Raw genomic sequence first — 25637 nt, 5'->3', positions numbered from 1 at the left:
GCTTCTAAGCTCGTATTTTTAACTAAATTTTACAATTTTAAATACGCTTTTCCGCCAAAATATTTTCAAAAATGATAAAACGCATTTTCAAAATGCTCCAGTTCTTCCTGTTTGGAGTTTTTTAAAATGGCGATGATATCAAAGCGGGTCTCGATATCCAGATCGTTTGAGATGATGTACTCGTTTGCGGCTTTGACCAGTAGTTTTCTTTTAGAAGGCTTTACAAATTCCTGCGGATCGCCGAAAAAATCTGAGTTACGGGTTTTAACCTCAACGATAACAAGCTGTTCTCCCTGCCTGGCGATGATGTCTATTTCGGCTTTATCAAAAAACCAGTTGCGTTCCAGAATCTCGTAACCTTTACGCAGCAAATAATCTGCTGCAAATTTTTCGCCCCAAATCCCGAGTTCGTTATGATTCACGATCCTGATCTATTGCATTTCAGGTTCTTCAAAATACACTTTCGCACCGCGCTCGTTAACTACAAATGAGATATCGCGACCAAAAATAAGAGCCCGGTTATCATCTAAATGCCCTGCCGGAAAATCAAAACAAACCGGATACTCGTATTCAGATACGGCATCAAATACAATCTCTTCCGCGGTTTTTCCAAAGGGGACACTGTTGTCGTGCATTTTGGTGAGTCCGCCCACTATAAGCCCTTTCAGGTTGCGCAACATCCCATTTCGCTTCAGGTTTACCATCATGCGATCTACGTGGTAGAGGTATTCGTCCAAATCTTCCAGGAATAGAATTTTATTATCGGTATCTATAGAGCTCGAACTGCCGCAAAGGGAATATAATATTGAAATGTTTCCGCCGACCAATTGCGCACGTGCCTCTCCCATTCGATTTAGGGGCGAAGCAGGCACCGTGTAATGCAGAGGTCTTCCAAACCAGGCATTTTCAAGGGTTTGTTTGGCAAGAGCGGTGTTTTTGGAAATTCCAACCGGCATTACAGCGTGTATGGTTTCAAAACCCAGTTTATGAATCTGCGAATGCAGCACCGTTATGTCGCTGTACCCAATGATCCACTTGGGATATTTTACAAACTTGTAAAAATTGATCCAGTCAATAATACGTACCGTACCATACCCGCCACGGGCACACCACACCGCACGTATTTCTTCATTATCAAGCATATCCTGCAAATCTGCCGCCCGTAATTTATCATCCCCACCAAACTGATCATCTGCTGCCCCAATGGTCTTACCCAAAACCGGTACAAGATCACAGCTTTTAAGCATGGCAATACCCTCATCGAGTTCATCACGATCAATTTTACGGGCGGTACACACGATACCTACTTTATCTCCTGCTTTTAAAAAGGGTGGTGTTAACATAGTTGCAAATTTTATTCATAAAACTACCTCCGGGAAAACCCGTAAGGCGTAAAAAGGAAACGTAACCTTGAGTTTAGGTCAGGCCTAAGGATAGTAAACCCTTTGGCGCAGCCAATCAAAAATAAAGATTCCCGTCAGACCACTAATATACGCACTTTGTATTTGTAGCCGTAGCGGTTAGTAGGTTTAATCGCATAATGGTATCTTTGCCGCACAAAATTTTGAACCTCATGGATCCTAAGAGATATACCATTACTGCTGCTTTGCCCTACACAAACGGCCCTATACATATAGGTCACCTGGCGGGCGTTTATGTACCTGCTGACATCTATGCGCGCTATTTGCGAGGGCTTGATAAGGATGTCGCCTATATCTGCGGAAGCGATGAGCACGGGGTGGCTATAAGCATCAAGGCCAAAAAAGAGGGAATTACTCCGCAGGAAGTGGTAGATAAGTATCACAAAATCATCAAAGATTCTTTTGAAGAATTTGGGATTTCGTTTGACAATTATTCCCGTACCTCAGCGCAGGTACATCACGATACGGCTTCAGACTTTTTTAAGACCCTTTATGAAAAAGGTGACTTTATTGAAGAAGTGACCGAGCAACTCTACGACCCGGAAGCCAATCAATATTTGGCAGATCGGTTTGTGACCGGCACCTGCCCAAAATGTGGCCACGAGGAAGCCTACGGCGATCAGTGCGAAAATTGCGGTTCGTCGCTCAACGCGACCGATTTGATCAATCCCAAATCAACTATTTCAGGCGCTAAGCCGGTTTTAAAGGAAACCCGACACTGGTTTTTACCTTTGGAGCGCTATGAAGATTTTCTGAAGCAATGGATTCTTGAAGACCATAAAAAAGACTGGAAATCGAATGTTTACGGCCAGTGCAAATCCTGGATAGACGAAGGTCTGCGCCCACGGGCGGTGACCCGTGATCTGGACTGGGGAATTCCCGTACCGGTTGAAGGCGCCGAAGGCAAAGTACTTTACGTGTGGTTTGATGCACCTATTGGTTATATTTCCTCTACTAAAGAATGGGCCGAGCGCAAAGGCAAAAACTGGGAGGATTACTGGAAAGCCGAAGACACCAAACTGGTACACTTTATCGGGAAAGACAACATCGTTTTTCACTGCATCATTTTCCCAAGTATGCTTAAAGCTGAAGGCAGCTACATTTTGCCCGATAACGTGCCTGCAAACGAATTTTTAAATCTGGAAGGCAATAAGCTTTCGACCTCTAAAAACTGGGCGGTGTGGTTGCACGAGTACCTTCAGGATTTCCCCGGGCAGCAAGATGTGTTGCGCTATACGCTCACCGCAAATGCGCCCGAAACCAAAGACAACGATTTTACGTGGAACGACTTTCAGGCGCGTAACAACAACGAACTCGTGGCGATTTTTGGAAACTTTATCAACCGCGTGGTGGTATTGACCAATAAATATTACGACGGGAAAATTCCGCAGGCCTTTGACTTTACTGAAGAAGACGAGCAGGCGCTGGCCGAAATGAAAGCTTATCCCGCGGTTATCGCGAGTTCGATTGAGCGGTATCGCTTCCGCGAAGCGCAAAACGAACTGATGAATGTCGCCCGTTTAGGAAACAAATACCTTGCTGACGCAGAGCCCTGGAAAACTGTAAAAACCGATGCGGAACGCACCCAGACCGTGATGTACGTTGCCCTGCAAATCGCAGCTACACTGGCGGTTTTAAGCGAACCCTTCCTGCCTCATACGGCAAAAACGCTGAAAGACATGCTCAATATTGAAAGTGAAGACCCACTGATGCGTTTGCCGCAGCCTCTGACGTGGAAATCTTTAGGTGAAAAAATTGACCTGCTGCCGGTAGGACACACGATTAATGCCGCCGCCCTTCTGTTTAGCAAGATTGAAGACGAACAAATACAAAAACAACTCGATAAACTGGAAGCTACTAAAATGAGTAATCAAGCCGAAAATACAGCGGTAACACCGCAAAAAGACACCATTCAATTTGATGATTTTACCAAACTCGATTTGCGTGTAGGCACGATTTTGGAAGCCGAAAAAATGCCGAAAACCAAAAAATTACTGATTCTAAAAGTAGACACCGGTATTGATGTACGCACCATTGTTTCGGGTATAGCCGAAAGCTTTAAGCCTGAAGATATTGTTGGCAAACAGGTAACCGTTTTGGTAAATCTTGCTCCGCGTGCATTACGCGGCGTAGAAAGTCAGGGTATGATCCTCATGACTGAAGACGCACAGGGTAAACTGGTATTTATGAATCCCGATACTGCCGGGGTAAAAAATGGTGGGGTTATTAGTTAGTGTCTTGATTGCTCTCGACATAACTAGAATAATCTTCCAATAGTATTGTAATAGGTTGTCACATCGAGCGCAGTCGAGATGCTTCAAATATTCATAAATGAAAACGTATTTTGTTTATATATTAAAATGTTCAGACGGCACTTATTACACCGGATTAACTAATAATATAGATTTACGTTTATCTCAACATAATGCCGGTATAAATCCAGATAGTTACACCTTTAACAGAAGACCCGTTGAACTGGCTTTTTATCAGGATTTCAATGATGTTAATCAGGCCATATTCTTTGAAAAGAAAATTAAAAAATGGAGCGCCAAGAAGAAAACAGCTCTAATTTCTGGAGACTATGATTTGCTCCAAATTCTTGCTGAGTGTAGAAACGCAACACATCATAAGTATAAACCTGACTAGTGTCTCGACTGCGCTCGACAGGACAGAATCGACTGCGCTCGTCATGACAAAATTAACCGTGCTCAACAACGTTTTCAACACTCACAAAAGTGAATTTTATGTCGCATCGGGCGCAGTCGAGATGCCTCCCAAACAATTAATATCAGACAGCATGCCCACAATCCTCTCCTACTTAAAATCATCAACCAACTTACCCGAAGCAGGTATTAAAAACACCCTTCAACTGCTGGAAGAAGGCGCTACCATTCCTTTTATTTCACGCTATCGGAAGGAGCGCACGGGAAATCTGGATGAGGTACAGCTGGGCGAAATCCTCAAGTTTAAAGAACAGTTTGAAGCTTTAGAAAAGCGGAAAGTTTCAATCTTAAAAGCCCTAGAAGAACAGGATGTCTTAACACCCGAACTTCAAAAACAAATTGAGAACACCACCGATGCTACGGTTTTAGAAGACTTATACCTTCCGTATAAAAAAACACGAAAAACCAAAGCCGATACCGCGCGCGAAAACGGACTCGAACCGCTTGCTAAAATCATTATGGCCCAGAAATCCCGTGATCTGGAAAGCACCGCGCATAATTATCGTAGTGAGGCTGTAAATTCGATTGAAGAAGCACTGGAGGGCGCACGCCACATCATTTCAGAATGGATTAATGAGCGCACAGATATTCGTAATTATCTACGCAATCAAATAGAACGCCACGCCCAGATTGTCACCAGGGTGGTCAAGTCTAAAAAAGACGAGGAGCAGGCTCTGAAATACAAAGATTATTTTGACTGGGATGAATCATTATCTCGCATACCCTCACACCGGTTTTTAGCGCTCACCCGGGCGGCCAATGAAGGTTTTATTCGCTTAAAACTGGAGATTGATGACGACCGTGCGTTACAAAATATAAGCAGTCGAATTGTTAAATCTAACGGCGCCTGTGCAGAGCAAATTGAACTCGCCGCAGCTGATGCCTACAAACGTTTGCTGTTTCCGGCGCTGAGCAATGAGGCTTTAAGTCTTGCTAAGGAAAAAGCAGATGCCAAGGCGATCTCCGTTTTTGCCAAAAACCTGCGCCAACTCTTGCTGGGTTCACCTTTGGGCGAAAAACGAATCCTGGCGATAGATCCCGGCTTTAGAACCGGTTGTAAAGTGGTGTGTCTGGATGAAAATGGCGGTCTTCAGCATAACGAAACCATCTACCCGCACCCACCTAAAAACGATACCAAAGGCGCGATGCGTAAAATCAGTTTTCTGGTAGACGCGCACAAGATACAAGCTATCGCTATTGGTAACGGAACCGCTAGTCGGGAAACCGAACAATTTATCAAACGCATGCAATTCAATCGGGACCTCGAGGTTTTTGTAGTAAGCGAGGCAGGAGCCAGTATTTATTCGGCTTCAAAAATCGCGCGCGTCGAATTTCCAAATTATGATGTGACCGTGCGGGGTGCAGTCTCCATTGGCCGCAGGCTGGCAGATCCGCTGGCCGAGCTGGTGAAAATAGACGCAAAGTCCATTGGCGTGGGGCAATACCAGCACGATGTGGATCAAACCAAATTGAAAAGCGAACTCGACCGCGTGGTAGAAAGCTGTGTAAATACGGTGGGCGTTAACCTCAATACGGCCAGTGTGCCGCTGCTGAGTTATGTTTCGGGTATTGGGCCTAAACTCGCCGAAAATATTGTGAGCTACCGGGATGAAAACGGGGCTTTCGCTTCGCGAAATCAAATCCTCAATGTTCCCCGACTGGGTGCCAAAGCCTTTGAACAGGCCGCAGGTTTTTTGCGCGTTAAACAGGCTGAAAATCCACTGGACGACTCCGCCGTGCATCCTGAGCGTTATGAAGTGGTTGAAGATATGGCAGATAAACTGAAAGTTTCGGTGCGTGAACTCATTGGGAATACCAGTTTATTGAAAAAAATCAACCTCAACGATTTTGTGACCGATGAAGTGGGCCTACCTACGCTGAAAGACATTCTTGACGAACTCGAAAAACCGGGTCTCGATCCACGTGAACCTGCAAAAGCTTTTACCTTCAATCAAAACATTCGCAAAATCGAAGATCTCGAGGTAGGTCAGCTGCTTCCGGGCATTGTAAACAACATTACCAATTTTGGCGCTTTTGTAGATATCGGCATCAAAGAAAGTGGTTTGATTCACATCTCCAATCTTGCCGATGGTTTTGTGAGTGATGTAAATGCCCACGTGAGTCTCCAGGAACAGGTGGTGGTTAAAGTGCTGGAAATTGACATTAAACGCAAGCGTATTCAGCTAAAATTGTATAAATTGAAGAGTACTTAGACTTAAGTATTTTTCAAATCAATAAGAAGCTGGCAGGATAATTGTGGCTTTTTTTGTTAAAATCATCTCATTATGGCAAGAATACTACTCACACTCCTTGTTTTATTAAACATCGCCACCACCACAGCTCAGGATTCTTCAAGTAGCCCGCAACAAGCTCTGGAAAATTATCTGGAAATGCCTCGTGAACTCGCATACTTACATCTCAATAAGGCTGTTTATCTTCAGGGAGAACAAATAGGTTTTACCGCTTATGTGGTGAATAAACAAGATCTCACACCCTCAAAAACCAGCACCAACCTTTATGTGCAAATTAAAGATGGTGATAATAAAGTTGTTAAAGAAAAGCTTGTTTTGCTCGAGAATGGGCGGGCTTCACATACCATCACAATAGATTCTACCTTTTCTTCAGGCAACTATACCATACGGGCCTTTACAAACTGGATGCGCAATTTTAAAGAGCAAAATCATTTTATCGATCAATTTAAAGTGGTTGAGCTTAACGATTCAAATCAAACCGATAAAGTTGCAAACACTGCTGCTGTTGATGTACAGTTCTTACCAGAGAGCGGGCATTTGCTCAACAACGTTTTGAATACGGTAGGCGTTATCGCCAAAGGTAAAAATGGGATGGGCTTATCTCAAGCGCAGATAACGATCACAGATCAAAACGACAAGATGATAGCAAATCTCAGTCTCAATGAAGTGGGCATTGGTAAATTTGCTTTTGTGCCTGAACTGGGCATTAAATATAAGGCTAAGGTCGTAGATGTTAATGGTAAAATAACAGAAACGCCCATAGATTTTAATATTGAACCTAAAGGGATTATTCTGAGCGCAATTACCTCAAAAGACGATTTAAGATTGCAGGTCAAAACCAATGCTGAAAGCCTCCCTCAGATAAACGCAGAGGAATATTCCCTGATGCTTCACAATCTAAAATCTACCAGCCTCTATCAGGTGAATTTTGAAAACAAACTAAATCTGGACTTTATTTTTAATCTTAAAAGCCTGGAGTATGGTATCAATACCTTAACCCTCTTCAATGCTGATAACAAGGTTATTGCAGAACGTATATTTTTTAATTACCAAAATTTACCTCTGGCATCATTGAGTAAACCTACAATTAGAGCGACTCGAGATTCTTTAGAAATTGTAATGCGTGCTCAAAAAGCCTTAGACTCTGCAAGATTAAGTGTGTCGATTCTCCCTAAAAACGTATTGCCTTACAAACAAAATCATTCTATCGCTTCTTATTATTTGCTTCAGCCCTATGTGAAAGGCGGAATAGAACGGGCAACATGGTATTTCACCAATATTGATGAGCGAAAAATACAAGAACTCGACAACCTGCTAATTACGCAGGGCTGGAGCAGTTATGACTGGCACGCGATTTTTAATAATGATATAAACATTAGCTATAAACCCGAGAATTTGCTGGAATTTCAGGTTGTTATCAACAACTTCAAACCACGAAAAGAAAATCAAAAATTTCTTATTCACGCAACCAAAAGCAGAGCACCGCAGGTTATTACCATTCCGGGTGACCAGGATTCTTTTATCGTAGAAAATTTTATGCAGTATGAGAATGAACCACTCTCCATATCCAGATTAGAGAATGAGGTACTTTCCTCACCTCCCCTATACATCAGGTCTATGCCGATTAAGATTCCCGGGTACATTGCTAATACCGGTTATCTTAATGTACCTTTTAAAGAGAAGATTTTAACCGATGTTAGTGGTAATAACACCAGAATTGCTTTTTCTGATGACGCAGATAGAGAACAGCTTGACGAAGTTTTAATTGAGACTACTTATGATAAAGTAAAAAAACGAGAGCGTGAGTTAGCAAACCACAGTTGGGGTAGAATAAGCGTGGTTGATGAAAAGGATATTTTACTCTTTGGGACTCTTGGTAAATATCTCGCCACTAAACCTGGTGTACAGGTATTTGATAATCTTGGACAATTTAATGTAGGGTTTCGACTTATCAATGATGGTTCTCAATACTCTGCTAGCGATGATGAAAACCCAAACGGGGTTACACAGATACCTGACGAGAATCAAAGTAGTTTGGCGGCAGCTATGGATGGGGTAATTTTTTACTTAGACGATATGATAATGGATAGTTCCTTTTTCGCTGAATATCCACTTGCCAATGTTGATTATGTAGAAATAAATAATACCGGAATGGGGAGTGGTTTCCTCGGAAGTGGCGGATCAATAAAAGTTTACTCCAGATTTACTTCATCATTTGGCCCTTATGAAACAAAAAAATATCCCACTTATAATTTTCCTGTGGCTTTCGCTCAAAAGAAAGCCTATTACATTCCCAAGTTTTCAAGTTATACCGATGAGGTTTATAAAAATTATGGAGTAATTGATTGGATGCCCGAAATGCAGGTAAATGAAAACGGAAACCTTTCCTTCAAAATAAAAAAACCGTCAGTGGACTATAAAGTCGTTATTAATGGCTTGTCTCAGGATGGGACTCTTGTGCATTTAGTTCAGGAATTTGCTTCAAATAGCAGCCTGTACGAATAGTGTTGTATACGCTACCCTTGTTTAATGCTTAAAATCGCCTACCATCCCATCTACCGCCATCCCTTACCCGAAGGGCACCGCTTCCCGATGGAAAAATACGAACTGCTCCCCAAACAGCTCCTGCACGAAGGCACCTGTACGCAGGCCAACTTTTACGAGCCGGGTTTTCCCGAAGAACGCTATATCACTGCCGTTCATACTAAAGAATACGTCACCAATCTAAAAGCCCTGAATCTCGACAGGCGCGCAGCGCGAAAAATTGGTTTTCCGTTGTCTCAGGAGTTGGTAGATCGCGAGCAGATTATTGCACAGGGGACCATTTTGGGTTGTGAGTTTGCTTTAGAACACGGGATCAGTTTTAATATCGCAGGCGGCACCCACCACGCTTACAGCGATCACGGCGAAGCTTTTTGTTTGCTGAACGATCAGGCGATTGGAGCGCGCTATCTGCAGTCAAACGGACTTGCCAAACAAATCCTTATCGTAGATCTCGATGTGCATCAGGGCAATGGCACGGCAGAGATTTTTCAAAATGACGCTTCGGTCTTTACCCTTAGTATGCACGGCGCGGGGAATTATCCGTTTAAAAAAGAGGTTTCAGATTTAGACATCGCTATTCCAGATAAAAGTGGCGACGACTATTATTTAGCAAAGCTGAAAGAAACCCTGCCTGGCTTAATTGAGCAGGTAAAACCCGATTTTATTTTCTACCTAAGCGGTGTTGACATTCTGGAAACCGATAAACTCGGAAGGCTATCGTGTACCCCTGAAGGTTGCAGGGAACGCGATCGGTTTGCATTGAGTTGTTTTCGCGAAAGCGAAATTCCGGTACAGGTGAGTATGGGCGGCGGCTATTCTCCCGATATTAAAATCATTATTGAGGCCCACGCGAATACCTATCGTCTGGCGCAGGAAATCTATTTCTAAAAACGCAATAAATCCCTCACTTTAAAGAGATTACCCTAAAAATGCGGTGATTTTCCCCCTTTTTCCGTTTAGCACTTGTACAATATCAGGATTGCGTTATTTTTGTTAACGAATTTAACAACCCAAATAAATTATGAAAACCTTAAAAACCTTTTTTGCCCTTAGCCTATTCGCCTTGACGCTTAACTCGTGTGATGCAGTTGAAGATTTAGTTCCAGATCTTGAAGTAAATTTGAACGATCTAAGTGCCTCTGGAACGGTCGTAATTCCTGAAGGAAATACCTCTGTAGAGCAGGATTATGTAATTGAAATTGAAGATGAAGACGTACTAGATAATCTAAATCGTATTAAAGTTGTAGCGGTTCAGGGCTTTACCTACACCATTTCTAACGTAACTGCTACTGAAGGAACTACGTTGACCGGAACTATCAGCAACGGTGATAAATCTGTTACTTTAACAAATGTTGCTATTGCAAACGGTACCACAGGTACAGTAAGTGATCCCGCATTTATCAACGCTTTACAAAACGATTTTAAATCTGATGCCAAAGCTACAGTCTCTGTAGATGGTACCATAAGCAACGCTGACGGTGCTACTTTCACATTAACAATTAAGTCTAATGCTAAAGTAACCGTTGGTTTATAAAATATTTAAATCACTTCTTAAACCCGTTTCAATAGAAACGGGTTTTTTTATGCCCTGTTTTTTCGTAAAACGGGTAAGTGCAGGTAGCACACTTCTAATTAATGAATTATATTAGTAAAAAATTAACAATTAAACTGTTATGTCCATTCCTGAAAATGCCCGTAAATACTGGCGCGCCAATCTCAAGTATCTTGCTGTCTTACTCCTCATTTGGTTTGCAGTTTCCTTTGGCTGCGGTATCCTCTTCAAAGATTTTCTCAATCGATATAGTTTAGGCGGTTTTAAACTGGGCTTCTGGTTTGCGCAGCAAGGCAGCATTTATGTTTTTGTTATGCTCATTTTCGTTTACGTGTGGCTTATGAATCGCCTTGATAAGAAATACGGCTGTAACGAACCCAATAGCCGAAAAAAATAACCGCTTACACTTTCGCTTTACAAATTAAAACAACCCAATTATGAGCGTTCAACTCTGGACCTGGATTTTAGTAGGAATCACTTTTGCCCTGTATTTTGGGATCGCCATCTGGGCGCGTGCCGGCTCTACCAAAGAATTCTACGTCGCGGGTGGTGGCGTTTCTCCGCTCGCAAACGGGATGGCCACCGCTGCCGACTGGATGAGTGCTGCTTCTTTCATTTCTATGGCCGGGATTATCTCATTTGCCGGTTACGACGGTTCGGTGTACCTGATGGGCTGGACAGGCGGTTACGTTTTGCTGGCGCTTTTACTGGCGCCCTATCTCCGTAAATTTGGCAAGTTCACCGTACCCGATTTTATAGGCGACCGCTATTATTCAAATACCGCGCGTACCGTTGCGGTGATTTGTGCGCTCATCGTCTCGTTTACCTACGTGGCCGGGCAAATGCGCGGCGTGGGTATTGTTTTTTCTCAATTTCTTCAGGTTGAAATCACAACCGGCGTAATTATAGGCATGGCTGTGGTTTTGGTTTTTGCTTTTTTAGGCGGAATGAAAGGCATCACGTACACGCAGGTTGCACAATATTGTGTGTTGATTTTTGCCTTTATGGTACCGGCGATTTTTATTTCCATCCAAATGACCGGCAACATCATCCCTCAGATCGGAATGGGTGGTCGTGTGGAAGATGGCACCTATCTGCTTGAAAAACTCGACACCCTTCACACCCAATTAGGCTTTAAGGAATATACCGAAGGTAGCAAATCTACCTGGGATGTTTTTGCCATTACGCTTGCCCTAATGGCCGGGACGGCGGGTCTTCCGCACGTAATTGTGCGGTTTTTTACCGTGCCTAACGTAAAAGACGCCCGTAAATCTGCCGGTCTCGCGCTTTTACTGATCGCCATTTTATACACCACCGCACCTGCTGTTTCGGTTTTTGCCCGTACTAATTTAATCGAAACTGTGAGCAATCAGGAATATACTGCTTTGCCGCAATGGTTTAAAAACTGGGAAGACACCGGTCTGATCGCCTGGAGCGATAAAAACGGGGACGGAAAAATTCAATATGTAAACGGGGAAGCCACCACCGGAAAACCCGAATTTACCAAGGCGCGCGGCGCCAGCGGTGAACGTCTTATCGCAAATGCTTCAGCCGAAACCAATGAACTTTATGTAGACCGGGATATTATGGTATTGGCAAATCCAGAAATTGCACAATTGCCTGCTTGGGTGATTGCTTTGGTCGCTGCCGGCGGACTGGCCGCTGCGCTTTCTACTGCAGCCGGACTTTTATTGGTGATTTCAACTTCAGTCTCTCATGATTTGATCAAAAAACAATTAAAACCCAATATTTCTGAAAAAGGCGAATTGATGGCCGCCCGCATCAGCATTTTTGTGGCCATTATCGTTGCAGGCTTGTTTGGGATTTATCCGCCGGGATTTGTGGCCGCGGTTGTAGCGCTCGCTTTTGGGCTTGCCGCCGCATCGTTTTTCCCCGCAATCGTTCTGGGTATTTTTGACAAACGTATGAACAAGCAAGGCGCCATCAGTGGGATGGTTGTGGGCATCATCCTGATGCTGTTTTATATGATACGTTTTAAAACAGGCCTCATAGGAGTCATGGAACCGCTTCCGGCTTCAGCATGGTGGTTTGACACTTCGCCAGAAGGTTTTGGGACGGTAGCGATGACGGTTAATGTGATCATCTCAGTAATCGTTTCCAGACTCACACCGGCACCACCCGAGAGCGTTCAGGAAATTGTGGAACATATACGCATCCCCAGCGGTGCGGGAGAAGCGCAAAGTCATTAAATACAAACAGCCCGCATCCGGGCTGTTTCTGATTTAGTACCAATCTGTTTTTAAAAACCAATCCCGATTCTGGGTGTATTTACCCGTAAGCCGGTTGAGATGTGCGTACTCGCCGGCCTGGGGGCAGGACGGTATTCCCGTTGATAGTAAAAGCTTACATGATTGTGATAATGGGCACTATGGTGACAATGGGCATCGCATACTTCCTGATGCTCACGATAGGCATCCCGTTTTCCTCTTTTATAAGCCCGGTAAGCTTTTGGATCGTTTTTTTTAAGATTTTTCTCATAATCTTTTTGATTTTTCCAAAATTCCTCTTCTTCTGCTTCCGTTTTGGCCTCAAATTGCTGTTCAAATTTTGCATCTTCCCGTGCTCTTCGGGTATAGTATGCTTCTTTTGATTCCTGTTGTACTTCAGCACTTACCGCTGTGCCCTGTTTTATTTCTGTTTCCTGAGCTTTTAGATAAAAAACCGGAAATAGTAGTAAAACCAGTAGTAACAGCATATTCTTTTGTGTCTTCATCGTTCTAAAATTTAGAAAATTCATAAATAAGTGTAATTCTTATTATTCAGGGTTTAAGAGTTTAGGATTTGTCCTTGTTTGTCAATAAGACAACTGAACATTCAATCACCCTACCACAAAATGCTGATTTTTGAAATTATTAACATTTATAAAAGGGATGTGAAAATTAAGAATCAACATGTTCGACATCGATTTAGTATTTTTAGGGACTAAAGTCAAATAACAACCAAAAAGGCATGAGTAATTACCATATCAAACATTTAGAAGAATATTTTCAAGTCTATCGCAAATCAGTACGCAATCCTGAAAGTTACTGGGAAGAGATCGCCGAAGAGCATTTTATGTGGCACAAACGCTGGGATAACGTGTTAAGCTACGACTTTGAAAAACCCGAATTTAAATGGTTTGAAGGTGCCCAACTCAACATCACCGAAAACTGCATCGACCGGCATTTACGCACGCGAGGGGATCAAACGGCTATTTTGTTTGAACCCAATAATCCGGACGAAGAGGCGCTGCACATAACCTACAACGAACTGCACGACCGGGTGTGTAAAATGGCTAATGTTTTAAAGGCCGAAGGCATTGAAAAAGGCGATCGCGTCTGTATTTACTTGCCGATGATCCCGGAGCTGGCGGTTGCGGTTCTGGCCTGCGCGCGTATAGGTGCTATTCATTCGGTGGTGTTTGCCGGTTTTTCTTCGACCGCTCTTGCCACACGTATTAATGATTCCAATTGTAAAATGGTAATCACCAGCGACGGCTCTTTTCGCGGTAGCAAAACAATCGATTTAAAAGGAATCGTTGACGAAGGATTGAAAAAATGCGATAGTGTAGAAACGGTTTTGGTTGTTAACCGAATTGATTCTGGAGTAGAGATGAAAGAAGGCCGCGACAAATGGTTGCAACCCCTTCTCGATACCGCCGAAGCCACCTGCGAACCCGAAATAATGGATGCCGAAGACCCGCTGTTTATTCTCTACACTTCAGGCTCAACCGGAACGCCCAAAGGTATGGTGCACACCACCGCCGGTTATATGGTGTATACCGCGTTTACGTTTAAAAATGTATTTCAATATCGCGATGGCGATGTGTACTGGTGTACTGCGGACATCGGCTGGATCACCGGTCACAGCTATATTGTTTACGGTCCGCTGGCCAATGGCGCCACCTCAGTAATGTTTGAAGGCGTACCCAGCTATCCCGATTACGGGCGCTTTTGGGAAATCGTAGACAAGCATAAAGTGACGCAGTTTTATACCGCCCCTACCGCAATACGCGCTCTGGCCAAAGAAAACCTGGAACACGTGGAGAAATACGATTTGTCTTCGCTGAAGGTTTTGGGCACCGTTGGCGAACCCATTAATGAGGAAGCCTGGCACTGGTATGATGAAAATATCGGGAAGAAAAAATGCCCGATTGTTGACACCTGGTGGCAAACGGAAACCGGCGGTATTATGATCTCGCCCATTCCCTACTCTACCCCGGCGATCCCAACTTTTGCGACCTTGCCGTTGCCCGGAATTCAGCCCGCGCTTATGGACGAGGAAGGAAAAGAGATCAAAGGCAATCAGGTGGACGGTAGATTGTGTATCAAATTCCCGTGGCCGTCTATGGCGCGCACTATTTGGGGCAATCACCAGCGGTATAAAGACACTTATTTTTCCGCCTTTAAAAATATGTATTTTACCGGTGATGGTGCCTTACGCGATAGTGTAGGTTATTACCGTATTACCGGTCGGGTAGATGATGTAGTGATCGTAAGTGGTCACAATCTGGGAACCGCACCCATTGAAGATGCGATTAACGAACACCCCGCAGTGGCCGAAAGTGCCATCGTGGGCTACCCGCACGAGGTAAAAGGAAACGCGCTTTACGGGTATGTGATTCTTAAAGAAACCGGAGAAACCCGAAATCAGGACAATCTGAGGAAGGAAATCAATCAGTTGATTTCAGACCGTATTGGCCCCATCGCTAAACTGGATAAAATTCAGTTTACCAGCGGCCTTCCCAAAACCCGAAGCGGAAAAATAATGCGTCGTATTTTGCGTAAAATCGCTTCAAACGACACCTCAAACCTGGGCGACACCAGTACCCTGTTAAACCCTGAAGTGGTTCAGGAAGTGATGGATAATGTGATTAAGTAATTTCAAGTTTATGATCAAGGATAGATTTTTAGAGCTTCTGAACAGGTATTCTGAAGATCTATCCTATAATCTAAAATGTTGGGATCAACTATTTAAGAACTACAACCACCGGTCACGACATTATCACAATATAAAACACCTTGAAGATATGCTTCTTCTTTTGCCGGAAGTTGAGCAGCATATTGAAAATAAGGATGCAATATTGTTTTCGATCTTTTATCACGACATCATTTATAAGGTGACACGCAAAAACAATGAATATAAAAGTGCCCAGATATTTAGGGAACATATTGCCCCAACTAAATTTAAGTACGTAGATAATAGCTTTGATCAAATTCTGGCAACAAAACACCACGAATGGTCTGAGCACAATGACACTAATATTCTTTTAGACTTAGACCTTCATGTGCTCGGGAAAAGTCCGGAAGATTACGAAACCTATACTGAAAATATCAGAAAGGAATATTCCATCTATCCTAACTTTTTATACCAAAAAGGACGAATCCAGGTTCTCAAGAGCTTCTTAGACAAAGAGCAACTATTTAAAACTCCCCATTTTAAAGAAAAATATGAGTTTCAGGCCAAAACAAATCTAAAGGCGGAGCTCAAAAAATTATCAAAATAAACAAAATCACCCAGCCACAATACAGGCAGCTGAGTGATTTTTTGTGATTAAAAATTGCGTCGAAACTATTTACTCAACAGCAACAATTCATTACATACGATCTCGGTGATGTAGCGCTTCTCGCCCTGCTTGGTTTCATACGAGCGGGAAGTCAATTTACCTTCTATGGCAACCTCTTTTCCTTTGGTAGCATAATTTTCAATGATTTCCGCAGTTTTACCCCAGGCAACCACATTGTGCCATTGCGTATCTGTGACCCGCTCGCCCCTGGTGTTTTTGTAGGTTTCATTAGTCGCAATGCTGAATTTCGCCAGCTTTTTGCCTGACTCCAGATTTACGATTTCAGGATCATTTCCTAAGTTTCCGATCAACTGTACTTTGTTTCTTAATGTGCTCATGATTTTTGTTTTTACGTTAAACAGTTAATATATTTTTCCGCGAAGGCGGAAATCTCATTTGTCTTCACCACAGATGGTTTCCTGTAACTGATTGACGATGCAAAGATTAGACAGCCACCAAAAAACAATCGGTTAGTAAACAGTTACTTTCGTTTATAATCGTTTGTAAGCATTTGCAAACGGATATTTTTCATACAAAAAATTGAAAATCAGAATTTTAAAATTTAAAAAGCTGTCCGCTACTATTTCTTCCCTAATTAATTCCCTTAAACTATTTCCTCCTATTTCCCCTGTCAAAAGGGGAAATTACCCGTTGACCCAAATTCAAATTCAAAAGAACTTGCAGCATCCTGTTAACCAAAGCCTATTTCCTTCATAAAGTAACTAGAGAAACGGGATTTCAGTAATTACCAACTAACACCAGACTATGTTTGCAACACTCTTTAAACCAAAACGACGCCAGCTCCATACGCTCGTAGATGAGGATTTTTTTAATGAATTACGCAAGAAGGAATACAGCCGCCTTGATGAACAGAAACATGTTTATCTGGATTATACGGGTGGAAATCTGTATGCAGCAAGTCAGCTTGATGCGCATCATCAGGTGTTAAAGCAACATACGTTTGGTAATCCGCATTCTACCAATCCTACTTCTATGCACGCCACGCGCCTGGTTGAGGGAGCACGGGATCGCGTTTTGGAGTATTTCAATGCCAAAGACTACTTCTGCATTTTTACCCAAAATGCCTCGGGAGCACTTAAAATCGTTGGTGAATGCTATCCTTTTCAGCAAGGTTCAGAATACGTGTTGTTTGCAGACAATCACAATTCGGTAAACGGAATCAGGGAATATTGCAGGTCTAAAGGGGGGCAACATCACCATATCCCGATGCAATTAGAAGACCTGCGCGTAGATAGCGGGGCTTTAGAAGAAGCCCTTTCGGCTCCGCCTCAGGGAGTAAACCGGCTTTTTGCCTATCCCGCTCAGTCCAATGTTTCGGGCGTGCAGCACGACCTGAGTTGGGTTTCCTATGCTCAGCAAAAAGGCTGGGACGTTTTGCTCGACGCCGCCGCTTTTGTGCCGAGTTCGCCACTTGATTTACAAGAGGTTCAACCCGATTTTGTATCCATCTCATTTTATAAAATTTTTGGGTACCCCACGGGATTAGGTTGTCTTTTGGTGAAAAAATCGAAATTCAACAAACTTTGCAAACCCTGGTTCGCCGGTGGCACTGTGACTCTGGCCAGTGTGAAGTCAGCACACCACTTTTTAGCCAACAATCACGAGCGCTACGAGAACGGAACACTAAACTATCTGGACATTCCTGCTTTAAAAATAGGGCTTGATCACATAGACAACATTGGTATTGATCGCATTAATGCGCGCGTAAATTCGCTTACCCACTACCTTTTTGACCAACTTAAAAACCTTAGGCATGCTAATGGGATTTCTAAAGTGAAAATTTATGGCCCCGGGAATCGCGAAAAAACCGGAGGTACGCTTATTATGAACTTTTTTGATGCTCAGGGCCGAACCATCCCTTTTGAAGAAGTGGAGCAAAAGGCTAATGCCTGCAACATCTCCCTGCGCACGGGTTGTTTTTGCAATCCCGGGATAGACGAAATCAACAACGATTTATCTCCAGAAGAGTTATCCGACTTTTTTACTGCAAATATTCAGGGAGGCTATAGAGAGATCATCAATGCCTTACAAAAGATGCGTGGTGCCGCAAGGATATCGGTGGGAATTGCAACCACAAAGGCAGATCTGGATTATTTTATCGCATTCGCGAAAGAATTAAGCTGAAAGCATGGGCCTGCGCAGGCAAAAATGGTTAATTTCAGACTATATAATGAACCCAACGATGTCTGATATTGAACATTTAAAATACCCAATTGGCAAGTTTCAAAAGCCGGAAGTCATAACTTCTTCCCACCTGAACCGATGGATTGCTACGATGGAAGAATTTCCGCAGCTGGTAGCGCAACAACTGGATGGGGTTTCCACGAGTGATTACGATAAAACCTACAGACCCGGAGGCTGGTCGGTTTTGCAACTGGTGCATCACTGTGCAGACAGCCATATGAACGCCTTTATCCGTTTTAAACTCTCCCTTACCGAAGAGTCACCGGTCATCAGGCCTTATTTAGAAGATCGCTGGGCTTTATTACCCGATGTGGTTTCCATTGATGCGGAAGTTTCACTACAACTCTTAAAAGCGCTGCACAAACGCTGGGCAACATTGCTTCAATCGTTACAAAGTGATGATCTTGCCCGTGAATATATACATCCCGAACACGGAAAGCGTTTTAGCCTTGCCGAAGCCACAGGTATGTATGACTGGCATTGCCGTCATCATTTAGAACATATGAAAATCGCGCTTAAATCTTAGAAAATCACTATTTTAGAATGAATTTCTAAGAATATGAGCAAGACCTGCCCTGAATGTGGTGATAAGATTATTGGCCGCGCTGATAAAAAGTATTGCAGCGACGCCTGTCGTAATGCGGCAAACAATAAGCTCAACAGCGATCAACGCAATCTGGTGCGCAACACCAATAACCAATTACGTAAAAATTACCGCATTCTCGAAGAGCTCAATCCCGAAGACAAAACCAAAACTACCCGCGACAAGCTTGCAGTTTTGGGCTTTGATTTTAATCTCTTTACCAGCATTTATACTACCAAAGCCGGCACCGTTTATTACTTTGTGTACGATCAGGGCTATTTACCGCTTGAAGGCGATTATTATGCGCTGGTGAAACGCAAGTAGGTATTCGTCTCGTTCATGAAGAAAAAATATTCTCTTTTGTATAAAATTTCTATTTTGCCATCCCATTCTTAATAGACCTTATTGAATAAACTAATACTCATAATTCTTCTCTGCTTTACCCATAACTTTTTTGCTCAGGAAATTATCTGGCAAAAAACATTGGGAGGATCTGAAAACGACTGGTGCAGCTTTATTAAACAAGATAAAAATGGAGATTATCTTCTGGCCGGGTATACCTATAATTCAAGTGGTGATGTGACAGGGTCAAATAATGGATCTTCTGATTTGTGGCTCGTATCCCTGGATAAAACAAATGGTGATATTATTTGGCAGAAAACCATTGGAAGTGACTTTATTGAATATGTGCATGATGTAATTGAAACAGACGATGGAGGTTATTTACTTATTTGTGATTCCTGGTCTCGCATTTCTGGTGATAAAACAGCTCCATATTATGGAGGTAATGGAGACTATTGGATAATTAAATTAGATGCCGATCGTAATATTGTATGGGACAAAACCTTTGGTGGAACCGGTAGAGATGAACCTAAAAATGCAGTAGTAACCTCTGAAGGCTACCTGATTCTTGGTGAATCTGACAGTCCTGTTTCAGGAAATAAAACAGCCGAGCTAAAAGGCAACTCAGATATTTGGCTTGTAATGTTAGATTTTGACGGTAATGAAATTTGGCAAAAAACTTTGGGTGGTAGTGGTATAGATTTATCTTCAAAAATAATTGAAGCAGGAGATTCTAATTTTATAATTGCAGGAAGTTCAAACTCTCCTTCTTCAGCGGATAAATCAGAAGATGCGATCAGTCCCTCCGGCACAGCAGATTTTTGGGTAATTAAAATCAATTCAAACGGTGATATTATTTGGGAGGAGATATATGGTGGGGATAATGGCGATTATAGCGCAGATATAATTCAAACCTCTGATGGAAACTTTGTTATTGCAGGCTCATCATTGTCACAAATAGGGTTTGATAAGTCTGAGTCTCCCATCTGTAATTCTATTGACTTCTGGATTTTAAAATTTGAACCTGACGGAACAATAATTTGGGATAAGACCTTGGGTGGTGACAGTACAGATGAGCCAAGATCTATATTGGAAAATTCAAAGGGTAATATTGTTGTAAGTGGAGATTCGTATTCACAACCTGTAGGATACGTGAGTGAATTACCTCGTGGCGATTCTGACTATTGGCTGGCGATTCTTGATCAAAACGGTGATTTTATTAAAGATAAGCGTTATGGAGGTAATGGTCTTGACCGCAATATGGCCGCAATTCAAGATACAGATGGTAATTATGTGCAAGTAGGCTGGTCTGGTTCAGGTCAATCTGGAGATAAAACAGAAGATAATTACAGTAGAGATTGGTGGATTATAAAATCAGCAATTTCTGATGACTTTGATACCCTTGAAAACAACAGAATAATTTCACTTTTTGAATGTCCTGATTCTAATATTGAGTTAAATGCATCTGATGGCGTACGATATGAATGGGATGGTCCAAATGGTTTTTCAAGTACATTACAAAATCCCATAATATCAAAGCTTAATGATGAAAACCTGGGTGTTTATCGTGTAAAGGTTTACCAAACAGGCACATGTTTTACGGAAGAAATAGTTCAGGTAGGTCTCTTGGAAAATTGCGATGCAAATCTACCGGAAGAAGAAGAAAATCCTGACAGGGATGAGGAAAGACTTGATCAATCTGTTTTTCCTGATTTTTTTACTCCAAATGGGGATGGATACAACGATTTATGGTCTCCAGTTTCTTCTAACGAAAACCCTATTGATACCATTTATATTTATAATCGCTTTGGAAAACTGCTTAAATCTATTGAGAAAGGACAAAGCTGGAACGGTACGTATAACGGAAAAAATTTACCTTCTGATGATTACTGGTATCGTGCTCTATTTGATAATGATCAGGTTGTTATTGGGCATTTTACACTCAAGCGCTAGGTAATTAAAAGATACGGTGTTGCACTTTTATAACCTATCTTTGCAGCAGAAGAGCACCGGTGTAGTTTGGAGCTCAAAAACCTTTCTTAAAAGGTTTAGTTCTTAGTTGCATGCATAATCCCGATTCTGTTTTTTCGCTTGAAGACAATCAGGCGCTTATTCTGGCCGTTGGCGAAATCATCACTCCAAAAATCAAACAACGCGATCAGTTTGAACACCTCAACCCGGCAGAACAAACCTTTATCTATCTCGACGTTTTTGAAGCTGCCTTAAATACCGGCAGTTTGGAGTCCTTTTTTTTGAATTCCGGGCAATTTACACACGAGATTATTGGGGCCTATTCCAACATCAAAGCTTATAAAACCGTACGCTTGCTCGAACAAGCTATGAGTGTTTTTCCGGATAAAAAGGTACCGAAAAACAAGGCCGAACGTCTTTCAATTATCAAAGGTTTGCACGAAAGCACCCGCAAACACTGGGAAAGTCTATTTAACCAACTATTTGAAAGTGGAGAGCCCGTAGCCGATTTATTGGCGACCTACATCCGGAAGAATCAGGAGCAGTTTATGCCGCTTTCCAATACGCAGGGCGATGTCTAAACTTCCTCCTAAATACGCCTTTACAGATCTTTCCGATTACGGAAGACCGGCCGGCCGGTCTATAGCCGAACGTTTTAAAGAAACCTCCTGTACTCCCATTCATCTGACTACCGCATTTATAGTTGCGGGGCTGGCTGCAGTGATTTGCATCAGCTACGGGTATTACCTAAGCGCGGCATTGTTACTCATTTTAAAATCGATACTCGACGCGTCTGATGGCGAACTTGCACGTCTTAAAAACACGCCCTCGTATACCGGCCGCTATTACGATTCGGTGGCAGACATTGTACTCAATTTTGTCCTGCTCACCACACTTGCGCTTATCACCGAAACACCTCTTTGGTTAGCTTTTCTGGCATTTATAGGCTTGCAACTGCAAGGCACCCTCTACAATTATTATTATGTGATTTTACGTAACCGCCATAACGGGGATACAACCAGTCGTATTTTTGAAGACTCCAGACCGCTTGCCCTTGCCGGCGAGAGTCAGGTCGCGGTAAATGCGATGTATTTTCTCTACACCCTGCTCTATAGCAGTTTTGATAAAATCATTTACAGGCTTGATCCAAGTGCGGTAAAAAGCAGTAAACTGCCCGGCTGGTTTATGACCCTGGTGTCTGTATTTGGTTTAGGGTTTCAACTGCTGCTGATCAGTATTTTGCTGGCCACGGGATTGGAGGGATTTGTAATCCCGGTATTTTTGGTAATGACGTTTTTAATTCCTGTTTTTATTGGGGTAAGGAAGGTGATTTAAATAAAGCTTTCCGGTAAGTTTAATAAATTTTCAAACTTATCAAATTCTACCAAAGCAAATTACTCTTTAAAAAATAGCTTTCCCTAAAACCAAAAAAAGCGATTGGCCGCCCAATCGCTTATCTGTTTCCTGTTGTAGTTTTAGTTATTTCCACGTGTTTCCTTTCAGTTTTAAGGCGGCTTTAATCACATCCATCTGGCTGATTTGACCTACCAGTTTACCGTTCTCCACGATTGGAAAACGCCGGTGCTTTCGCTCTATAAAAAAACGGGCGGCGTCAAAAACATTCATATTTCCATCTATGGTTTCTACATCAATCGCCATATTTTGACCCACGGTGGCATTGTCCATAGGCAGATTGTGATATCGGCTGTCTGAAATATGCTTAATACAATCCCCTTCTGAGATCACGCCCAGCAGTTCATAATTCTCATTGACCACGGGCGCACCGGAGATGCGGTGTTTGATCAGCTTCTGCATCACATCCATAATCGACTGGTCTGGTGTAAAGGTGATCAGTTTGGTGGTCATATAGTCTGACACTTTAATGTTTACTTCCTCGGCGACGGCTTTAGACCGCTTGCCCATAAAACTCTTGATTCCCATATAGTTAGATTTTAGACTCTTTAAATTAGGCATTTTATTTGAATTTTCGAAAACGTTTTCTTTAACATACCGTCAAATTTGCCCGTATCTTGTTTAAAAGCGAAAGAGCCACTACCTTTAAACCCGTACTATATCCAGGAAAGCCCAAAATGGATGTTTCATAAATAGTCAATACCTACAGGTGTAAGCAAATAGGGATTATCTGTAGATCACAAAACTTTAAACAGATGAAAGTCAACTACGCTGCGATACTCTCCTTTTTGCTCCTGATGGGGCTTACCTATTTCAGTTTTTACACCCACAAACCCCAAAGCGTATCAGGTCCTGATACCCCGCTTACCGAATTCTCAACCGCCCGTGCGATGGTCTATGTTGATTCGTTAGCTCAAAAACCCCACGCCGTAGGAATGCCGGCACACGGGCAGGTACAGAACTATATCATAAATACGCTTGAAGAAATGGGACTTGAGATTGAAGTGCAAAGCGATTTTGCCTACAAACCGGGTTGGGGTGCTTTAAGCCGGGCCGAAAACATCATCGCCCGCATCCACGGCAGCGTGGGCGACCAGACCCTCCTGCTGATGTCACATTACGACAGCGCGCCGCATACCGCTTCTCACGGAGCCAGCGACGCCGGTAGCGGAGTTGCTGCAGTTCTAGAAAGTATCAGAGCCTTTCTTGCGCAGGATGCGCCTGCTAAAAACAACATCATAATTCTTTTTACGGATGCCGAAGAACTGGGTCTTAATGGCGCTTCGGTTTTTGTAAATCAGCATCCCTGGGCGAAAGATGTTGATTTGGCTTTAAACTTTGAAGCCCGCGGAAGCGGTGGCCCTTCGAACATGATTGTAGAGACCAATGGCGGCAATGGCGGCCTTATCAAGGCGTTTGCCGAAGCCAACCCCTCGCATCCCTACGCAAACTCCCTAATGTACAGCGTCTACAAACTTTTGCCCAATGATACCGATTCTACCGTGCTGCGGGAAAATGGGGATATTGACGGGTTTTTCTTCGCTTTTATTGGTGATCACTTTGACTATCATACTGCTAATGACATCGCCTCGCGCCTCGATCGGGAATCGCTGGAGCATCAGGGGCGTTATCTTACCGCCCTGCTCGATTATTTTAAAGATGCAAACCTCAATTTAAAGGCCGATCAGGATTATGTGTATTTTAATGTGCCTCTCCTGAAAATGGTCTATTATCCGTTTAGCTGGATTGTCCCTATGCTCATCCTCGCCTGGATTTTATTTTTTGTGGTGCTCATTTACGGCCTGCGGAAACAACAACTGCGTATTCGCGGAGTGCTTCGCGGCTTTTTGCCCTTGCTTATTTCTCTGGTTTTGGCCTACGGAATAAGCTGGGGTTGGAAAGCCATCCTGGCTCTCGATCCCGCACAGGCCGATATTTTACAGGGCTTTCCATACAACGGCTACGAACTATTAGCAGGCTTTGTTGCACTTACGCTTGCCGTTACCTTTTATGTTTACAAACTCTTTTACCGGCCTAACGATGCGGCAAACCTGAGTTTTACCCCTGTCTTTTTCTGGCTGCTTATCGCGTCCGGAGTGGGCATCTATCTGGAAGGCGCCTCGTTCTTTGTAATCCCGGTGTATTTTGCCCTTTTGGCCGTATTCCTCATTTTGCGCAGCAACAAACCGAATTTGTTTCTGCTCACGCTGCTTTGTGCTCCGGCTTTATTTATCGTGGCGCATTACATCAAAGAATTTCCGGTAGGTTTGGGATTAAAAATGCTGGTTGCTGCCACCGCTTTAAGCGTATTGCTTTTTGGGTTATTGCTTCCCGTGATGGGCTATTACAAGATGAAAGGTCGCCTCGCGACGCTGTTCCTCTTGGTAAGTATCGGCGCATTTATTTCGGCTTATGCCAAAAGCGACTTTACCCAAGAACGCCGCTTTCCGTCCAGCATCAATTATGTACACGATTTGACCAGTAACAAGGCATTTTACGCGACGTATAACACGCATATCGACTCCTGGCTTGCTGAAATTCTGGGCGAAAATCCAAAGCCAGCGTCCGAAATTTTTGACAGTCCGGGATCGGGTAAATACGGCAGTCGCTTTAGCTATGCTAAGGAAACCGAAATCCAGTTTGTAGCGCCTTCTCAGGTTTATACCGAAACTGATACGGTAATCAACGGACAGCGTAACCTGCGTTTTACGGTATTTCCGCAACGAAATGTGCGCGATATGGTGCTTCTAAGTCCGAAAGAAACCCGGTTTATAAAACTGAACTTTAACGGCCAGGAAGTTGAAGCCCGTGAGGGCGAAGAAGCTCCGCTGGCAGATCGCAACTCAGACTATCTATTGAGCTACCGTCTGAGCAACAGGGAGCCGCTTGAGGTAAGTCTCACCATTGCCGAAGCCGATTCGCTGCGCTTTACGCTGCTTGATTTCAGTTACGACCTTTTAGAAAACCCCGACTTTGGCCTACCTTCGCGCCCCGCAAACAGCACGCCGATGCCTTTTGTAAATACTGATGCCCTGATTACCATTCAGGATATTCAGTTTTAAAAG

The 25637-nt window shown here is 43.1% G+C and carries 22 protein-coding genes; 17 read left to right on the top strand and 5 right to left on the bottom strand.

Annotation, left to right across the window (positions count from 1 at the left end):
- Positions 1 to 65: 65 nt before the first annotated feature.
- Together CJ305_RS01565 and CJ305_RS01560 are read right to left on the bottom strand one after the other, a co-directional pair.
- Complete coding sequence (locus tag CJ305_RS01565) at positions 66 to 425, bottom strand: YraN family protein (protein ID WP_099644477.1); 360 nt, start codon at positions 423 to 425, stop codon at positions 66 to 68.
- 6 nt (positions 426 to 431) lie between these two features.
- Positions 432 to 1343 carry a S66 peptidase family protein gene (locus tag CJ305_RS01560; protein ID WP_099644476.1) on the bottom strand — a complete coding sequence of 304 codons (912 nt, stop codon included), beginning with the start codon at positions 1341 to 1343 and terminating at the stop codon, positions 432 to 434.
- 230 nt (positions 1344 to 1573) lie between these two features.
- Here CJ305_RS01560 and metG point away from each other — a divergent pair, with 230 nt between their 5' ends.
- From metG to CJ305_RS01520, 8 genes are all read left to right on the top strand, one after another.
- Entirely contained in the window at positions 1574 to 3655 is a 2082-nt protein-coding gene (gene metG / locus CJ305_RS01555) for a methionine--tRNA ligase (RefSeq protein ID WP_189319357.1), read from the top strand.
- Between the two features lie 97 nt (positions 3656 to 3752).
- Entirely contained in the window at positions 3753 to 4067 is a 315-nt protein-coding gene (locus CJ305_RS01550) for a GIY-YIG nuclease family protein (protein WP_099644474.1), read from the top strand.
- Positions 4068 to 4218: 151 nt separating this feature from the next.
- A complete protein-coding gene (locus CJ305_RS01545; protein ID WP_099644473.1) occupies positions 4219 to 6357 on the top strand; it encodes a Tex family protein in 2139 nt (712 codons plus the stop codon).
- Positions 6358 to 6429: 72 nt separating this feature from the next.
- Positions 6430 to 8901 (top strand): hypothetical protein, encoded by a 2472-nt coding sequence (locus tag CJ305_RS01540; protein WP_099644472.1) that lies wholly within the window; start codon positions 6430 to 6432, stop codon positions 8899 to 8901.
- A 24-nt stretch (positions 8902 to 8925) separates the two neighbouring features.
- The gene (locus tag CJ305_RS01535) at positions 8926 to 9828 is read left to right on the top strand and encodes a histone deacetylase family protein (protein ID WP_099644471.1); all 903 of its coding nucleotides are present in this window, start codon (positions 8926 to 8928) and stop codon (positions 9826 to 9828) included.
- 133 nt (positions 9829 to 9961) lie between these two features.
- A complete protein-coding gene (locus tag CJ305_RS01530) occupies positions 9962 to 10474 on the top strand; it encodes a hypothetical protein (protein WP_099644470.1) in 513 nt (170 codons plus the stop codon).
- A gap of 139 nt (positions 10475 to 10613) precedes the next feature.
- Positions 10614 to 10889, top strand: coding sequence for a DUF4212 domain-containing protein (locus tag CJ305_RS01525; protein WP_099644469.1), 276 nt, complete (start codon positions 10614 to 10616; stop codon positions 10887 to 10889).
- A 40-nt stretch (positions 10890 to 10929) separates the two neighbouring features.
- Complete coding sequence (locus tag CJ305_RS01520) at positions 10930 to 12702, top strand: sodium:solute symporter family protein (RefSeq protein ID WP_099644468.1); 1773 nt, start codon at positions 10930 to 10932, stop codon at positions 12700 to 12702.
- 50 nt (positions 12703 to 12752) lie between these two features.
- Here CJ305_RS01520 and CJ305_RS01515 read toward each other — a convergent pair whose 3' ends face one another.
- Complete coding sequence (locus CJ305_RS01515; protein ID WP_099644467.1) at positions 12753 to 13226, bottom strand: hypothetical protein; 474 nt, start codon at positions 13224 to 13226, stop codon at positions 12753 to 12755.
- Between the two features lie 236 nt (positions 13227 to 13462).
- Between CJ305_RS01515 and acs the strand changes: the two genes are divergently transcribed.
- Complete coding sequence (gene acs, locus CJ305_RS01510; RefSeq protein WP_099644466.1) at positions 13463 to 15373, top strand: acetate--CoA ligase; 1911 nt, start codon at positions 13463 to 13465, stop codon at positions 15371 to 15373.
- Positions 15374 to 15521: 148 nt separating this feature from the next.
- Positions 15522 to 15998 carry an HD domain-containing protein gene (locus CJ305_RS01505; protein WP_223248773.1) on the top strand — a complete coding sequence of 159 codons (477 nt, stop codon included), beginning with the start codon at positions 15522 to 15524 and terminating at the stop codon, positions 15996 to 15998.
- A 65-nt stretch (positions 15999 to 16063) separates the two neighbouring features.
- On the opposite strand, the gene CJ305_RS01500 is transcribed toward CJ305_RS01505, so the two are convergent.
- The gene (locus CJ305_RS01500; protein WP_099644464.1) at positions 16064 to 16396 is read right to left on the bottom strand and encodes a single-stranded DNA-binding protein; all 333 of its coding nucleotides are present in this window, start codon (positions 16394 to 16396) and stop codon (positions 16064 to 16066) included.
- Between the two features lie 427 nt (positions 16397 to 16823).
- Between CJ305_RS01500 and CJ305_RS01495 the strand changes: the two genes are divergently transcribed.
- The 6 genes from CJ305_RS01495 (at position 16824) to CJ305_RS01470 (ending at position 22494) form a co-directional block, all read left to right on the top strand.
- A complete protein-coding gene (locus tag CJ305_RS01495; protein WP_099644463.1) occupies positions 16824 to 18203 on the top strand; it encodes an aminotransferase class V-fold PLP-dependent enzyme in 1380 nt (459 codons plus the stop codon).
- Positions 18204 to 18261: 58 nt separating this feature from the next.
- Positions 18262 to 18789, top strand: coding sequence for a YfiT family bacillithiol transferase (locus CJ305_RS01490; protein WP_099644462.1), 528 nt, complete (start codon positions 18262 to 18264; stop codon positions 18787 to 18789).
- A gap of 33 nt (positions 18790 to 18822) precedes the next feature.
- Positions 18823 to 19170 carry a hypothetical protein gene (locus tag CJ305_RS01485; protein WP_099644461.1) on the top strand — a complete coding sequence of 116 codons (348 nt, stop codon included), beginning with the start codon at positions 18823 to 18825 and terminating at the stop codon, positions 19168 to 19170.
- An 81-nt stretch (positions 19171 to 19251) separates the two neighbouring features.
- A complete protein-coding gene (locus CJ305_RS01480) occupies positions 19252 to 21141 on the top strand; it encodes a T9SS type B sorting domain-containing protein (RefSeq protein ID WP_099644460.1) in 1890 nt (629 codons plus the stop codon).
- A gap of 110 nt (positions 21142 to 21251) precedes the next feature.
- On the top strand, positions 21252 to 21740 hold the full coding sequence (locus CJ305_RS01475; RefSeq protein WP_099644459.1) for a DMP19 family protein: 489 nt from the start codon (positions 21252 to 21254) through the stop codon (positions 21738 to 21740).
- A complete protein-coding gene (locus CJ305_RS01470; RefSeq protein ID WP_099644458.1) occupies positions 21733 to 22494 on the top strand; it encodes a CDP-alcohol phosphatidyltransferase family protein in 762 nt (253 codons plus the stop codon). Before CJ305_RS01475 ends, CJ305_RS01470 begins: the two co-directional genes overlap by 8 nt.
- Positions 22495 to 22638: 144 nt before the next feature.
- On the opposite strand, the gene CJ305_RS01465 is transcribed toward CJ305_RS01470, so the two are convergent.
- Positions 22639 to 23100 carry a CBS domain-containing protein gene (locus tag CJ305_RS01465; RefSeq protein ID WP_099644457.1) on the bottom strand — a complete coding sequence of 154 codons (462 nt, stop codon included), beginning with the start codon at positions 23098 to 23100 and terminating at the stop codon, positions 22639 to 22641.
- A gap of 227 nt (positions 23101 to 23327) precedes the next feature.
- Between CJ305_RS01465 and CJ305_RS01460 the strand changes: the two genes are divergently transcribed.
- Positions 23328 to 25634, top strand: a complete 2307-nt coding sequence (locus CJ305_RS01460) for a M20/M25/M40 family metallo-hydrolase (RefSeq protein WP_099644456.1) — start codon at positions 23328 to 23330, stop codon at positions 25632 to 25634.
- Positions 25635 to 25637 lie beyond the last annotated feature (3 nt).

This window comes from Leeuwenhoekiella nanhaiensis, from assembly GCF_002744755.1.
Lineage (GTDB): Bacteria > Bacteroidota > Bacteroidia > Flavobacteriales > Flavobacteriaceae > Leeuwenhoekiella > Leeuwenhoekiella nanhaiensis.
The sequence above is the reverse complement of the archived record's forward strand: the minus strand, read 5'-3'. Positions and strand labels throughout refer to the sequence as shown.

Coding starts and splice junctions, on each gene's coding strand:
- CJ305_RS01560 (WP_099644476.1), bottom strand. CDS start 1,343: ATGTTAACACCACCCTTTTTAAAAGCAGGAGATAAAGTAGGTATCGTG.
- metG (WP_189319357.1), top strand. CDS start 1,574: ATGGATCCTAAGAGATATACCATTACTGCTGCTTTGCCCTACACAAAC.
- CJ305_RS01550 (WP_099644474.1), top strand. CDS start 3,753: ATGAAAACGTATTTTGTTTATATATTAAAATGTTCAGACGGCACTTAT.
- CJ305_RS01545 (WP_099644473.1), top strand. CDS start 4,219: ATGCCCACAATCCTCTCCTACTTAAAATCATCAACCAACTTACCCGAA.
- CJ305_RS01540 (WP_099644472.1), top strand. CDS start 6,430: ATGGCAAGAATACTACTCACACTCCTTGTTTTATTAAACATCGCCACC.
- CJ305_RS01535 (WP_099644471.1), top strand. CDS start 8,926: ATGCTTAAAATCGCCTACCATCCCATCTACCGCCATCCCTTACCCGAA.
- CJ305_RS01530 (WP_099644470.1), top strand. CDS start 9,962: ATGAAAACCTTAAAAACCTTTTTTGCCCTTAGCCTATTCGCCTTGACG.
- CJ305_RS01525 (WP_099644469.1), top strand. CDS start 10,614: ATGTCCATTCCTGAAAATGCCCGTAAATACTGGCGCGCCAATCTCAAG.
- CJ305_RS01520 (WP_099644468.1), top strand. CDS start 10,930: ATGAGCGTTCAACTCTGGACCTGGATTTTAGTAGGAATCACTTTTGCC.
- CJ305_RS01515 (WP_099644467.1), bottom strand. CDS start 13,226: ATGAAGACACAAAAGAATATGCTGTTACTACTGGTTTTACTACTATTT.
- acs (WP_099644466.1), top strand. CDS start 13,463: ATGAGTAATTACCATATCAAACATTTAGAAGAATATTTTCAAGTCTAT.
- CJ305_RS01505 (WP_223248773.1), top strand. CDS start 15,522: ATGCTTCTTCTTTTGCCGGAAGTTGAGCAGCATATTGAAAATAAGGAT.
- CJ305_RS01500 (WP_099644464.1), bottom strand. CDS start 16,396: ATGAGCACATTAAGAAACAAAGTACAGTTGATCGGAAACTTAGGAAAT.
- CJ305_RS01495 (WP_099644463.1), top strand. CDS start 16,824: ATGTTTGCAACACTCTTTAAACCAAAACGACGCCAGCTCCATACGCTC.
- CJ305_RS01490 (WP_099644462.1), top strand. CDS start 18,262: ATGTCTGATATTGAACATTTAAAATACCCAATTGGCAAGTTTCAAAAG.
- CJ305_RS01485 (WP_099644461.1), top strand. CDS start 18,823: ATGAGCAAGACCTGCCCTGAATGTGGTGATAAGATTATTGGCCGCGCT.
- CJ305_RS01475 (WP_099644459.1), top strand. CDS start 21,252: ATGCATAATCCCGATTCTGTTTTTTCGCTTGAAGACAATCAGGCGCTT.
- CJ305_RS01470 (WP_099644458.1), top strand. CDS start 21,733: ATGTCTAAACTTCCTCCTAAATACGCCTTTACAGATCTTTCCGATTAC.
- CJ305_RS01465 (WP_099644457.1), bottom strand. CDS start 23,100: ATGGGAATCAAGAGTTTTATGGGCAAGCGGTCTAAAGCCGTCGCCGAG.
- CJ305_RS01460 (WP_099644456.1), top strand. CDS start 23,328: ATGAAAGTCAACTACGCTGCGATACTCTCCTTTTTGCTCCTGATGGGG.